Source organism: Parabacteroides sp. AF17-28 (genome assembly GCF_003479205.1).
Lineage (GTDB): Bacteria > Bacteroidota > Bacteroidia > Bacteroidales > Tannerellaceae > Parabacteroides > Parabacteroides acidifaciens.
On the sequence record NZ_QUGV01000018.1, the window covers coordinates 16,234 to 30,157 of the forward strand.

At 44.6% G+C, this 13,924-nt stretch carries 9 protein-coding genes and 1 pseudogene; 7 read left to right on the forward strand and 3 right to left on the reverse strand.

From position 1 onward, the window contains the following. Window positions 1-236: 236 nt before the first annotated feature. The 3 genes and pseudogenes from DWW90_RS13455 to DWW90_RS13465 form a co-directional block, all read right to left on the reverse strand. Window positions 237-1,073 (reverse strand): hypothetical protein, encoded by an 837-nt coding sequence (locus DWW90_RS13455; protein WP_115501448.1) that lies wholly within the window; start codon window positions 1,071-1,073, stop codon window positions 237-239. A 37-nt stretch (window positions 1,074-1,110) separates the two neighbouring features. Next, a pseudogene (locus DWW90_RS13460) lies at window positions 1,111-1,320 on the reverse strand (ORF6N domain-containing protein); the annotation flags it as partial. A 43-nt stretch (window positions 1,321-1,363) separates the two neighbouring features. Continuing rightward, window positions 1,364-1,909 carry a hypothetical protein gene (locus tag DWW90_RS13465; protein ID WP_122345336.1) on the reverse strand — a complete coding sequence of 182 codons (546 nt, stop codon included), beginning with the start codon at window positions 1,907-1,909 and terminating at the stop codon, window positions 1,364-1,366. Window positions 1,910-2,076: 167 nt separating this feature from the next. Here DWW90_RS13465 and DWW90_RS13470 point away from each other — a divergent pair, with 167 nt between their 5' ends. From DWW90_RS13470 to DWW90_RS13495, 7 genes are all read left to right on the forward strand, one after another. Beyond that, on the forward strand, window positions 2,077-2,865 hold the full coding sequence (locus DWW90_RS13470; protein ID WP_122345337.1) for a patatin-like phospholipase family protein: 789 nt from the start codon (window positions 2,077-2,079) through the stop codon (window positions 2,863-2,865). 28 nt (window positions 2,866-2,893) lie between these two features. Then, window positions 2,894-4,057, forward strand: coding sequence for an acyltransferase (locus DWW90_RS13475; protein WP_122345378.1), 1,164 nt, complete (start codon window positions 2,894-2,896; stop codon window positions 4,055-4,057). 159 nt (window positions 4,058-4,216) lie between these two features. Beyond that, window positions 4,217-7,306 (forward strand): ATP-binding protein, encoded by a 3,090-nt coding sequence (locus DWW90_RS13480; protein WP_233547752.1) that lies wholly within the window; start codon window positions 4,217-4,219, stop codon window positions 7,304-7,306. Window positions 7,307-7,478: 172 nt separating this feature from the next. After that, complete coding sequence (locus DWW90_RS13485) at window positions 7,479-10,421, forward strand: PAS domain-containing sensor histidine kinase (RefSeq protein ID WP_233547754.1); 2,943 nt, start codon at window positions 7,479-7,481, stop codon at window positions 10,419-10,421. Window positions 10,422-10,448: 27 nt separating this feature from the next. Beyond that, the gene (locus DWW90_RS13490; RefSeq protein WP_122345340.1) at window positions 10,449-11,660 is read left to right on the forward strand and encodes a sugar MFS transporter; all 1,212 of its coding nucleotides are present in this window, start codon (window positions 10,449-10,451) and stop codon (window positions 11,658-11,660) included. Continuing rightward, the gene (locus DWW90_RS20520; RefSeq protein WP_158582842.1) at window positions 11,657-11,809 is read left to right on the forward strand and encodes a hypothetical protein; all 153 of its coding nucleotides are present in this window, start codon (window positions 11,657-11,659) and stop codon (window positions 11,807-11,809) included. Before DWW90_RS13490 ends, DWW90_RS20520 begins: the two co-directional genes overlap by 4 nt. A gap of 589 nt (window positions 11,810-12,398) precedes the next feature. Further along, window positions 12,399-13,349, forward strand: a complete 951-nt coding sequence (locus tag DWW90_RS13495) for a site-specific integrase (protein WP_122345379.1) — start codon at window positions 12,399-12,401, stop codon at window positions 13,347-13,349. Window positions 13,350-13,924: the final 575 nt, after the last annotated feature.

Consider the following 13,924-nt stretch of genomic DNA (forward strand, 5'->3'; position numbering starts at 1 on the left):
ATTAAAATATTCCAATATTTAATATTTCAAATGCGGGTCTGGGTACTGAAACGGAGAAAGTAGGAATACTCTCTCCGTTTTTCTTTTCTACTCCTCGCAACTCGTTGGTTTGGGATATACTAAGTGAACCATAAATAATGATTTATCGGTGAGATCTGCCGGGCTTACAGCCCTAAGACAACGTCGCTATTTGGGCGGTTCGCGAACCGCCCCTACGAGGCCGTTATATTTGCCGATCATTGTTTTATACCCATCGAAAAATTTGTATATTTTAGTGTGTACTTTCCGTTGATAAACAGGATTTCCCATGGGTGAATAGATTTCAATGTCTCTTTGAGAGCTATTACCAAAGGATGATTGCCATCCTCTATTGTTTTTCGCATAGGACGTAGGGAAATGGAATATATTTCGCAATCTTTCAAATGTCCGTCATCGGTCATTTGAATATTTTTTATTGCAAAAATTATTTGCTGACCTTTATATTCAGGGAAACGCTCCCATGGAAACCTGCGAATAATTTCATCTTGTACATCCTTCATATTCAGTCCGGGCTTTTTATAGTTATGGAAAGTAGCCGTTTCCACTACTTTTCCATTGGTAATGTGTAGTATTCGCTCTGTTGCCATGTTACGGTCGAATCCCGAGTGTACATATCTTACTAAATCACCTTTTCCGGCTCGAAATTCACCGCTTAGCCAACGTGCTTGGATTTTTCCATTCTCATAATAGGAGGTAAAGGGCATTTGTAATGCTTCCGTATTGTATATCAATGTGGAATCTTCCTGGCCTGTCTTATCATATACATATACTTCTATGTGCTGCAGACAAAGATAATCGTCCTGTATTTCCCAAAAGGCTGTATATCCTTCCCAATTACCTGTTGAGACAATATGATTATCAGGAATAAAAGCCATCAAATGCTTATACAAAGCGGAATCCATATTTATCGGTTTAGCCATTAAAACCCAACTCTCTCCATCGAATGAGATAATATCTCCCGATAGCCCTGTTGCCTTGGCTTGTAAAAAGACGCACAGGGACAAGATAGCGATGAAATAATTTTTAATGCGCATAAGTCCTCCTTTTTAATAGTGTGTATTATCTTCAGTAGTTTGAGGACGCAATTTGCGACCTCAAACTTTCAAACTCTTCCTTCGTTAGTTCGAACATGAAATCGCTGGGGAAACGTTTGAGGTTTCTTCTTACGGCTTCTTTTAGTCGTTTGGTTTCACTTCCATAAAGTTCAGCCAAATCAAAGTCGAGCATCACCTTTTGACCTCTGACTTCATATATTTTATTCTGAATAACCTGTAATTCCATAATTTGATTCAAAGTTCATATTCTGGTACTTTGTACAAAAGTACTATTTTCGATTAAAAGGTAAAATAACCGGTTCTTTTATAATAGAGAATACACCGTATTGTGTGTCGATCTTTTTCCCGTTTAAAAGAAATTCCCGATTGAAAACAGGTTCTTTTTTCGACTTCCAGGTCAGCTTGCTTGAAAAGTTGATCACATCCTTAGTTCCGTCATTCCAGTCGATTACTACTTCTTCATGGTCAAAAGTATCATCGCCATTAAACTCCCCGAATGTTAGGATATACTGTCCGTTTTCAGCTTTTACCGTTTGCAAACCACCAAAGTGGGCCATATAAGCTTTCGTAGGATTTATGACAGAATCTTTTTCATAGGTAACGCCTTTATATATGGCTTTTATGCCGGAGTTGGCGATAGATCCGGGTGTTTCAGGATTCAACAGGTCATTACCCTGAGCATCTTGTACGGCTATCTGAAGGATAATCGGGTAAAAATCCCATATTAAATATTCGTCTTCATCGTCACTGCAAGCGGTGAAACAGGTTGCTGATAAAAACAGCAGCAACATTCCGTATAAATATCTTGCTTTCATATCTGATTAGATTTATTTTTGATGATTCGATGATTTACAAAGGTAACATAAATAAATTATTATTGAGTGTTGGATCGTAAAAAGAATACTTTTAATGGGATGTGTGTCCTGAAAATATTACTTTTATGCGCTGAAACAGTCTATTAAGATTGATTTTCTCAAGAATTATGGATAAACAAAAAGTAGCTTTAGTTCTTTCGACCGGTGGGGCACGTGGAATAGCCCATATCGGTGTGATTGAAGAATTGGAGAGGCAGGGGTATGAAATATCGTCGATAGCCGGATGTTCGATGGGGGCTTTGATCGGGGCGGCTTATGCTACGGGTAATTTGCAGAAGTGCAAGGAGGCTTTGTGCGGGCTCGATTTGCGCCGGATATGGAAGCTGTTGGATATTAGTTTCTCTAAGAAAGGCTTTCTGAAGGGGGATAAGATATTGAAAGAGCTGGAAGGGATTATGCCGGATTTGAATATCGAAGAGTTACCGCTCCCTTATACGGCTGTTGCGACAAATCTCCTGACTGACGGGGAAGTTGTCTTTGAACAAGGCAGCCTCTACGAAGCTGTCCGGGCATCCATTTCGTTGCCTTTTGTCTTTAAGCCTGTTGAAAAAGAGGGCATGCTCCTGGTGGACGGCGGAATCAGTAACCCTTTGCCTTTGTCGCGGGTGAAACGTACGGAAGGCGATTTGTTGGTGGCTGTCATTGCAGGAGCTCCCGAAGAACGTGTGTCCGGCAATCCCAGGCAGCTTAAAAACAATAAGTATTCTCTTTTGATCGAATCCATGACCACCCTTGTGCAGCGGCTGATCCAGTGCTCCGTGTCCGCTTGCCGACCGGATATCGTCATACGTGTGCCGGGCAGGAAATACAGCCTGTTGCAATTCAATAAAGCGGCGGGGATGATAGAGGAAGGTGCGGAAGCTACCAGAAGAGCTTTACAAGAAACAGAAGAATAGAAACACTAAATAAATATCTAATATCATGATGATGCAGAGTCAGAATCCGGCCGTTCGCCAATCGGGACATATCGTTTGGCTCGATGTCGTACGTTTTGTCGCTATGTTTACCGTGGTTTGTTGCCATTGCGCGGACCCGTTTAACTTCTATCCGGGCGAGCCGCCTGCCAATATCGAACAGATTAAATTCTGGGGAGCAGCCTATGGGGCTTTTCTCCGCCCTTGCGTGCCCCTGTTTGTGATGATTACGGGGGCTTTGCTGTTGCCGGTTCGTGGCGATACGTCGGTTTTCTACAAGAAAAGAATCAGCCGTGTTTTCTGGCCCTTCCTGATCTGGTCGGTTCTTTATAATCTTTTTCCCTGGATAACGGGATTGCTCGGCTTGTCTCCGGATGTGATCCTAAACTTTTTCCCTTATTCGGGCGAGGAGGTCACCCGGCAGTCGTTGGCTGTTTCCTTGAAATACATTGCTGAGATTCCGGAGAATTTCTCAATTGTGGATGTGCATATGTGGTATATCTATTTGCTGATAGGTCTCTATCTTTATATGCCTATCTTCTCTGCCTGGGTGGAGAAAGCTTCTGAACGGGCCAAGCTGTGGTTCCTGATTGCCTGGGGCGTGACGACGTTACTGCCTTACTACTATCAGTTTGTTTCGCCTTATATCTGGGGCGGTTGTTCCTGGAACTCCTTCAATATGTTGTATTATTTTGCCGGCTTCAACGGGTATCTGCTGTTGGGGCATTATCTGCGTAATCGTGATTGGGAGTTGGGCCGGATTTTAGCATTTGGAATCCCGATGTTCCTGGTTGGCTATGCCGTGACCTTCTTCGGCTTCCGGTATGTTACGGCATTGCCGGAATACAGCGAAGAGTTGCTGGAACTGTTCTTCACGTATTGTTCCCTGAATGTCGTGATGATGACCCTGCCGCTTTTCCTGTTGGCGAAGAAGGTGAAAGTGCGCTCTGAAAAGATGAAAAGTTTGTTGGCAAACCTGACAGTTTGCGGGTTCGGCATCTATATGATACATTACTTCTTCACCGGTCCGGGCGTTGTGCTGATGCGTGCTTTGGATGTGCCGGTCGCTTTGCAGATACCGGCGGCGGCAGTTGTCGCGTTCTGCGTTTCATGGCTGATTGTGTATGCGATTAACCGTTTGATGGGCAAAAAAGCCCGTTATATTGTCGGGTAATAAGTCAATTCTTACTAATTTATGCGCTAAAGTTTTATTGTTGGGAATAAATCAATACCTTTGCGGCCATTATTTACTTTGATTTTCATAGGTTTTATATGATTGATCTTAGGTGAAAATGATGACATGAATTTGTTAGATCGTTATAAAAGTAGTTTTTTGTTAACCTGCTTAATGGTATTGGCATCGTTAACATCTGCCTTTGCTTCTCCCGCGACAAAGCAACCTGATTATGTTCTCATCATAAATTCTTATACGGAATCTACTCCCTGGAGCCGGGTTTTTACAACCCCTATCTATGAGCGTATGATTACGGATAATGACAGTATCAATGCTTATACAGAGCATATGGATGTGATGCTGATGAAAACAGAGGAGGATGTAAATGCCTTTATCGATGAACTATCAGAAAAATACAGGGAGAAACCTCCTGTTATGGTTGTCCTTTTAGGGAATAGTTCGTATGTCTTGCTGCGGGATGAACTGGCGCGGCGTTGGGGAGATGAAATACCGCTTCTGTTCTGCGTCGAAAAAGATTATATCTGTCCGAGCAGTTATTATCTGTCGAAGCAGGCTTGTCCGGTTGATGAGAGGATACAACTTGGAGATATTGTCAAAAGCCGTAAGAACCTGACTGTCGTATATGTTCCGGAATATATTAGTGAGACGATTTCTTTAATGAAACGGTGTCTTCCGGATATGAACCGTCTGTTGTTTCTTGTAGATAAACAATATATCAGCGCCCAGAACCAGAGCACATTGGAGAACGTGATGCAGACGTTCCCGGAAGTGAAGTTGGAAGCACTGACTGCCGGAGAAATGCAGACAGATGAGTTGATCGATGTTCTGCAGAACTCGGGACCCAATACCGGGATTCTCTATTATTCATGGACATTGATGAAGACGCGGGGAAGAAATACAATGTTGAGTTCCGACACCTACCGGATGCTGAGTTCTTGTACCAATCTTCCGATATTTACATTGGACGATATGGATATTGTGAAAAATGGCATGATTGGCGGTTACTATTATCCGAAAGCCAAGATATCATCCCTTTTGTTCAAGACAATAGACGAACTGCTAAAAGGTAAAATATATGATGCGGTCATCATGCCGGACGGTCCTTATCCGGTATTGAATTACCCGGTTTTGGAGAGGTTGGATATCCCATTGGAGGCTTGCCCGGCCGATACGGTTTTTTATATGAAGCCTCCTACGTTTTGGGAGCAATACGGTACATACGTTTACGCAGGTGGAACTGTATTAATCTTTCTGTTGCTGATTCTTATTTTTAGGATTCTAAGTTTGAGCGCAAAACGGGAATTTCAGGAAAAGGAACTGAAACTGATGAGCAGCTATAGCCGTCTGGTTAAGAATATGCCGATTTGCTATATGAAGCAGCGTGTGATATTTGGTCCTGACGGAACTCCTGTCGACTATATAATAAAGGATATAAATCCGGAGTTTGAAATGCGATTGGGAACGAATGCGCTTTTTGTCGGAAAGAAAGGTTCTGAGTTACCAAACCAGCAGTTCGGGCAGTATCTGAATGTGTGCAATCTGGTCCTGGGGCAAAATAAGAAAGTGAGTACGCAGTATTATATCGAGTCGGCAGACCGTTATTTCAGCGTGATGATTATTTCAGCCAGCGAACAGGATTGTGTGGATCTTTTCATGGTCGATACAAGCGAGCTTTTCAAGGCACAGCAATTGTTGCGCACTGTCAATAAGAAATTGTCGATGTCCCTGGATGTCGCAAACGTTATTCCCTGGAAATGGGATTTAGAGAGAAAAACAATCCTTTGCGATGTAAGCCGGGAAGCCAATTTAAGCGCTTCCGACTTGTTTGATGAAAATCAATTGAGCGTACCGGAGGCTGATTATTTCTCTAAAATATTCAAGAGCGACCGGAAGAAAGTGAGAGAGGCTTATCAGTCACTGATAGCCGGAACTATTGATAAGGTAAGAGAAGAGTACCGTGTTTATAACCCTGAAAAAGGCGTGCATGGCTTCGATTGGGTGGAAGCGCGTGCGACCATAGATAAGAGGGATGAAGAGGGGCATCCTCTCTCGCTGATCGGTTCTTCCCTGATTATAACCGATCGTAAAGCCATAGAGCGGGAATTGATCGATGCAAAGAACAAAGCGGAAGAATCTAACCGCCTGAAATCGGCATTCCTGGCTAATATGAGCCATGAAATTCGTACTCCGCTAAATGCTATTGTCGGTTTCTCCAATGTCTTGGCGACAACGGATGAACAGGACGAAAAAGAAGAATATATAAGTATTATTGAGAATAATAATGCGCTTCTTCTCCAGTTGATAAGCGATATTCTGGACCTTTCGAAGATTGAAGCCGGAACATTGGAGTTTGTCTATTCGGATGTCGATATCAACAATCTGTTGTATGAATTTGAACGGATGATGCAGCCTCGTGCGGCGAAAGATGTGAAAGTGCAGTTTGAGCAACGGGCCGAAGAATGTTATGTCTCTGTTCCAAAGAATCGTTTGATGCAGGTTTTGACCAACCTGACGACCAATGCGATTAAGTTTACGACGGAAGGTAGTATCCGCTTTGGCTATACCCGGGAACGTGATAATTTATTGCGATTCTATGTGACGGATACCGGTTGTGGGATTGCAGAAGATATGCAGGCAAAGATATTCGAGCGTTTTGTCAAATTGAACGCTTTTGCCCAGGGGACAGGTCTTGGCCTCTCTATCTGCCAGATGATTATCAACCATCTGGGTGGCGAACTCGGAGTGGAATCGAAAGAAGGAAAAGGGACGACATTCTGGTTTACCTTCCCCTGTTCTGCTGCCAATAAGCCGGAGAAGCATCAACATCAGTTCGAGAAGAAAAAGGTTGAGAAAGACCGGTTAACCGTTTTGATTGCCGAGGATAATGTCGGTAACTTTAAATTATTCGAGTCGATCCTGAAACATGAATATACTCTGCTTCATGCATGGAACGGGAAGGAAGCGGTCGAACTGTTTAAAGAATTCGGACCCCATATTATCCTGATGGACATCAATATGCCGGAAATGAATGGCTATGAGGCAACAGCCGAAATTCGTAAGATATCGGCAGATGTACCTATCATTGCTGTGACGGCCTATGCTTTCGCTTCGGACGAGCAACGGATTATGAATTGTGGCTTCGATGCTTACACCTCAAAGCCGCTTAATGCACCGGCATTGAAACGGCAGATGGGAGATTTGTTGAGCAAACGGCTGTTTTTTGTTTAGAGAGGACTTCATTTACAAAGACTTTGAGCCATTGATATGAAAAAAATACTGTACTTTTGCAGATGCGAGTTATAACAGTATAATGGTAAAGTCAAGCAATAAATCTACAATAAGCGGGTTAATAATATCTTTCCTTGTTTTCGTTCTTTTCTTTTTCCACATACAGGCGGGTATGGCGGAAGTGAATAGTTCGAAGATACTGGTCATTAGTTCTTATTCTCCAATTAAAGAAGAAGGGAACCGGGTGATTTCGTCTTTTATCACTCAACTGAGAACAGATGCAAGGGTGAAAATATCCGTCGAATATATGGACTCCGAATCGTCTTCATCCTTTGAAGATTGGTCTGAATGGATGCGCCAGTTGTTCGATGCATATAAGACACGGCCCAAGGTCGTGGTTTTGATGGGGAATGAGGCTTGGTCGGTTTATCGGGTTACTTGCCCTGATGACTGGCATGATACGCCTGTTGTTTTGGGATGCGTGAAAGGTTCGTTTATCGACTATGAATGCCTGAATGCCCTGGATCTGCTCACTGTCAGGGAAATGCAGCAGATGGAGGAGTCTTTTGGTGGTTTTAAGGTGACGGGATATGCTTATAAAGATTATTTGTCCGAAAACTTCAGGTTGATAAAAAGGCTTCAGCCACAAGTGGAACACATCGCTTTCTGTTATGATAACCGTTATAATCTGTCCTTTTTCGAAAACTACCTGAAAACCCTTTGCGAGCAGACCGATTCACTCGGTTTTTGTTATCTGGATGGCAATAAGCTGTCCACGACACAATTGCTCGATTCGATCTCCCGGATGGATGATACGTACGCATTGCTGACGGCGGGCTGGTACACGGATGCGCTCCAGTATCCCCATGCCCATTCAAAGCTCCATAATGAATTGCCGCATTATACTTCGATACCGCTTTTCCAAGCCCTGGATCAGGGAAAAGCAAACATGAATTATATCGGTGGTTACTACATCTCAGGGGAGGAAATGGGGAAAGATCTCGCTACTCTTACCAGTAGTGTCCTGACCAAAGGGATCGAGAACAGTCCCGTTTTCCAGTACACCCCTTCCCAACCCCGTTATTATATTAATTATCCGACTTTTGTGGCGGCAGGACTTGATTTATCTCTGTTGCCGGAAGGTACGGTGTTCTACAATAAGGCCCCTTCTTTGTGGGAGGAGCATTCGTTGGAAGTCGTGCTCCTCATTTGCCTGATTATCCTGATGATCGTTATTTTCATTGGAGTCCTGCTATATCGGAAGCGAAAGGAAGATGCCTACAGGACCGCTAATGCCAGGATGCTCGAACTTTTAAGCCGGATGCCGGATATGGCGACTATTTATGACTCGGAACTGAATATTCTGGATATTATCAATCCGCAGGAGCATGTGCTGCACGGGGGCAATGACAAAAGCATGATCGGGCGTAACTTGTTGGATGTAGGCGAAGAGTATAAGGCGTTCGATGATATGATGGATTGCCTTATCAGTAATCTGAGGGCTACGATAAAGACCGGCGAGGTGAGGGTCTTTAATTATAAATATGCAAAGGGAGATGTAATCTATTACACCAAAGCGCGTGTCGTTCCTTTCGGAAAAGATTCCATCATTTGCTTTTCGCATGATGTCACCCCTCATGTCGTTGCTGAAAAGGAAATATTACAGTTGAAGACGTTCCTGCAATCGATTATGGATAACCTGCCTGTCGGCCTGTTCATTAAGGATGTCGATGACCAGTTCCGCTATCTGTTTTACAATAACAAAGTCTCCGAATTTTATGAGGAAGACTTCGGTGTCATGTTAGGCAAGAACGATTTTGAGGTAAATGATCCGGAAGCGGAACGGTTCAGGGAGGAAGACCTGAAAGTGTTGGAAAGTGCTGAACCGATCACGTTTGACCGGATATTCTATGATCCTGAAACCGGAGCTCCTAAACGTTGGGGAGTTACCACAAAGACGCGGCTCGAAGACCAGGAGGGCAAGTTGTATATTGTCGCAACGACAGTCGATACAACGGAAATCCGTAAGAATGAACAGGAACTGAAAGAAAACAAGTTGAAGCTTGAGTTTACACTGGAGGCGGCACAGATCATATCGTGGGAATATAACGTAGATGCCCGGACTTTCTATTCCCCGAATTCTACTGTTTTTGAAGAAACGATCATCCCGTTGGACGATTACCTCTCTTTTGTCTTTCCGGAAGATACCACTCTGTTGAGTGCAGGACTGGAAGACCTGGCCAGTGGGAAAACACAGGTGATGGATATCCAGATCCGCCTTATTACGCCGGCTTTGGGAGAACGTTGGTTTGAAATGCATGCCGTACCGTACGGGCAGGAGGAAGATGGAAGGATCAGTAAACTGATCGGTCTGCGTACGGATATTACAGACCAGAAAATGACGAACGAACTGATCCGCTTGCGTGATAAGGCCGAGGAGGCTAATCGCCTGAAGAGTGCGTTCCTGGCCAATATGAGCCATGAGATACGGACACCGCTCAACGCAATTGTCGGGTTTTCCAACCTGATAGTGACGACTGACGATAAGGAGGAGATAGGCGAGTACGTCAAGATCGTGGAGACAAACAACGAACTCCTGCTCCAATTAATCAGCGATATTCTTGACCTTTCGAAGATCGAAGCCGGGCAATTGGATTTCAATTATACGGATGTCGACCTGTCGGACGTTTTCAATAATCTGTATCAAGTCTATAAATGCCGGGTAAAAGACAGTGTCGAACTACTTTGCCGGCAACCTTCCCCGGGTTATGTGATTCATTCGGAAAAGAACCGTTTGACACAGGTCGTGTCCAATTTCTTGAGCAATGCCTGCAAATATACCTCTAAAGGCTCTATCATCATGGGATATGAGCTGCAGGGCGACAGGCTTCGTTTTTATGTGACGGATACGGGAAAAGGAATTTCCGGGGAAAATATGCCACATGTGTTTGAACGATTTGCTAAATTTGACAGCTTTGTACAGGGAACGGGACTGGGGCTTTCCATTTGTGAGTCGATTGTTCAATCTCTGGGCGGCGAAATCGGTGCTGAATCGGAATTGGGCCGGGGATCTACTTTCTGGTTTACGATCCCGTATGAACCGGCAAGCAAATAAATAAGTATAAAAACAAATAACAATAGAATGGAAAAAGTAAAGAAATCACTGGTAAAGAAAGAGTATCTTATCCCTTTTATATTAGTCACTTCACTGTTTTTCTTATGGGGTTTCGCACACGCCATATTGGATGTACTGAACAAACATTTCCAGGAGGCGCTTGTCATGACAAAAGCCCACTCCGCCTTGATCCAGGCAACGATGTACACCGGCTATTTTACGATGGCGATCCCTGCCGGACTTTTTATCAATAAATACGGATACCGCCAGGGAGTCGTGTTCGGACTGATCCTTTACGGTATCGGTTCGTTGCTCTTCATCCCGAGCGAGCAATTGATGTCGTTCAACTTCTTCCTCTTTTCCCTCTTTGTGATTGGTTGCGGGTTGACTTTCCTCGAGACGGCAGCCAATCCCTACGTGACGGAATTGGGCGACCGTGAGACGGCTGCCAGCCGTTTGAACCTGGCACAGTCTTTTAACGGCCTGGGGTGTATCTGTGCTCCGGTGATCGGCGGTATGTTGCTGTTCTCCGGCAATGGGGAGGCTAATATCGCGTTGCCCTATACCGTGATGGGTGTTGTCGTGCTGACTGTGGCTCTTGTCTTTTTCCGTATCCGCTTGCCGGAGATCAGCCATGACGATTGCGAAGAAACGGCTGTCGAAGCGAAAGCCGGGTTAGGCGGATTATGGAAGCACCGTTGTTTTACGTGGGGAGTCATGGCTTTGTTCTGCTACGAAATTGCGGAGATATCCATTAATAGCTTCTTCATTAACTATGTGACGGATGATGGCTGGATGGATGCACACGATGCTGCGATTGTCCTCTCTTTCGGCGGATTGGGGTTGTTTATGGTCGGACGTGTCATCGGTAGCTGGATTATGAGTTATATCCGGGCGGAGAAAGTGTTGTTCGTTTGTGCCATCTTTACCGTCCTGGGTGCTCTGTTGATTACGCTGGATTTGGGTGCCCTCTCGAAAGGAGCTTTGTTTGCCTGCTATGTATTCGAAGCCATCATGTTCCCTACCATCTTTGCCATCTCGCTGAAAGGCTTGGGCGATTACACGAAACGGGCCTCTTCCTTCCTGATGATGTCACCGATAGGAGGGGCGGTCGGTCCCCTGCTGATGGGCTATGTGGCGGATGTCTCGACAATGGCTCTTTCCTTTATTGTCCCGTTGTTCGGATATGCGGTCGTGTTGATCTATTCTTATATGGTGATGGCGAAGAAGATACGGTGAGTTCACTAACGGACGAGCAACAGCCTTATGAATACAGCAAAGGCTACCTCATCCCCTATACCGCCGACGAACGGCAACTGGTCAAAGTCGGTGTATCCTTTGATGCCGGCGAACGGAACGTCGGGGAATGGAAGGTTGTTGGATTATAATACAATAACCCTCTGTTTCGGCTGTTTTTCTATTTCGTCTGAAATCTTGATCGATTTTGGATTGACTCTTTTCATGGTTTTAACCGGCTCGGATGACAATAGAGAAAATGAGGTGCCGAGCTTATTCCAAAAAGCGTGCAATTTGATTATCGAAAACCGGAAACACCGTCAAAGTGATAAAGCTTAACTCCCGGAGAATCGAATATTTGCGAACGAAGACGGACGGCGTTCCAAATATCCCAAGAAATTTATGAGAGCTTGTTGCCGTGAGGTGCGCAGAAAATTGCCTTGAAGTAACGCTTCATCGCTCTGAAGGTTGACTTCGTGCTATATGAAGTCCGACTTCAGGGCAACAAAGTTCCGGATCAGAGCGATAAAGTCCCTCTTCGCGGAAGTGAGGTCCCGGATCATAGGGAAAAGCCCCTTTTTGACAGCTGAAAAGTAGATTAACATTTGTTTGAATTAGGGCCTCTTTTGGGATTTGAAAAACACGTTTTATACAATAAGCCTGCGGCAAATATTCTTACAACTGACAAATAATCCTATTCCTTTGTTTGTTGTATATTCGTTTTATATAAATAAAAAGACTATGACAACAAACAGAACAAAAAGGCGCCCTTCGGAAGTATATCTGTTCCGCACGATCGATACCCTGATCTTCCGCCGGCGAAGTGCGGGGAGGGATGCCACCGCCGATCTGTACCGGGCTGCCGGTAACTGGTTCAGAAAATTCAGAAATGGCCGTGATCTCTGCCTGTTAGGAATGACTCCTTCCCTTGTGGATGGCTTTATCGCTTTTCTGCAGACTGGGAAAAAGCTGAAGGTAAACTCCGTGAACAGCTATCTTTGCGCACTCCGGGCGATGTACAACATCATCATTCGAGAATTGGGATACATCCCCCGTGTCCATCCTTTCGCGCATGTCACGATCCATCCGGAGAGGTCCGCTAAACGTGCCGTCGACCTGAAAGTATTTGAACAGATTTCTGCCCTGGACTTGAAGGAAGAACCCGGCTTGCAGTTTGCCGCCGATCTGTGCACCTTCTCGTTTTTAGCCTGCGGGATGCCGTTTGTCGACCTGGCGCATCTCACACATGCCAATATCGAGGGAAACACGCTTGTCTATAACCGGACGAAGACCGGGTCGCCTATCCGGATCGGTGTAACCCAGGGGATGCGTTGTTTGCTGGATAAGTATGCATCCCCATCGAGTCCGTACCTTTTCCCTATTTTCCCACCGGAAGGTCCTGTCTCTTATGAACACTATAAGAAGCTCCTACATAAATATAATGTAGCGTTGAAGAAGCTCGGTGCCCGCCTGCGACTACCGGCTCTTTTCACCTCGTATGTCGTCAGGCACTCATGGGCAACCATCGCTTATCGGAAATATACGCCGATAGCCCTGATCAGCCAAGCCTTAGGGCACACATCGGAGCGGACAACACGGCATTATCTCGCCCAACTGGACCAGTCGGAATTGAGTAAAGCAAATCTCTTGGTAATAGGAACGGTGGACAATCTTGTGAGGTTACGGGCGTGACCTTAATTCTGATTTAAGGTAAGGTGTTAGGATTAGAGATAATTTGATAAACAAGGGTTATCTTCAATCTTGTTGGGGCAAAGATATGAATCTTTTCTTTAAAAAAAACATTTATCCACTTTATTTTAAGTGGGAGGGGGATTTTATGTGATATTTTAATCTATTCGATGTTTTTCAACACAAGTAGGAGTGTGAAAAACTTGGACAACCGGTATCGGCCATCCTAAAAAAAAGCATTCGCTTTTTATATCCGGCCTCAGCCGATGAGCGTTAAGCGGAGTGACCGCAGTGAGCGCCCGGAGCATCTGCTGTTTGAGCGAAGCGAGTTTCAGATGCGACAGCGAACGAAGGAAACGGAGTAGTGAAACGGGTGAAGCCTTGATTTTTGGTTTCTTTTGGATCAAGCCAAAAGAAATAATCCGAACCTTAAATCAGAATTAAGGGTAAAAAACGAATGTATTGGTAATTTCCGTCTCACCAACGGACAACTTAAATTTGGAATATTATGGCTACTGACAAGACTATCTTATCTGTAGATTTGTACGTCAACGTATTATTAAATGCCGCTGCTATCC

What these genes read in the sequence shown, in the direction of transcription:
- DWW90_RS13485 (WP_233547754.1), top strand. Translation starts at nt 7,479, where the DNA reads ATGGCGGAAGTGAATAGTTCGAAGATACTGGTCATTAGTTCTTATTCT.
- DWW90_RS13455 (WP_115501448.1), bottom strand. Translation starts at nt 1,073, where the DNA reads ATGCGCATTAAAAATTATTTCATCGCTATCTTGTCCCTGTGCGTCTTT.
- DWW90_RS13475 (WP_122345378.1), top strand. Translation starts at nt 2,894, where the DNA reads ATGATGCAGAGTCAGAATCCGGCCGTTCGCCAATCGGGACATATCGTT.
- DWW90_RS13490 (WP_122345340.1), top strand. Translation starts at nt 10,449, where the DNA reads ATGGAAAAAGTAAAGAAATCACTGGTAAAGAAAGAGTATCTTATCCCT.
- DWW90_RS13495 (WP_122345379.1), top strand. Translation starts at nt 12,399, where the DNA reads ATGACAACAAACAGAACAAAAAGGCGCCCTTCGGAAGTATATCTGTTC.
- DWW90_RS13470 (WP_122345337.1), top strand. Translation starts at nt 2,077, where the DNA reads ATGGATAAACAAAAAGTAGCTTTAGTTCTTTCGACCGGTGGGGCACGT.
- DWW90_RS13465 (WP_122345336.1), bottom strand. Translation starts at nt 1,909, where the DNA reads ATGAAAGCAAGATATTTATACGGAATGTTGCTGCTGTTTTTATCAGCA.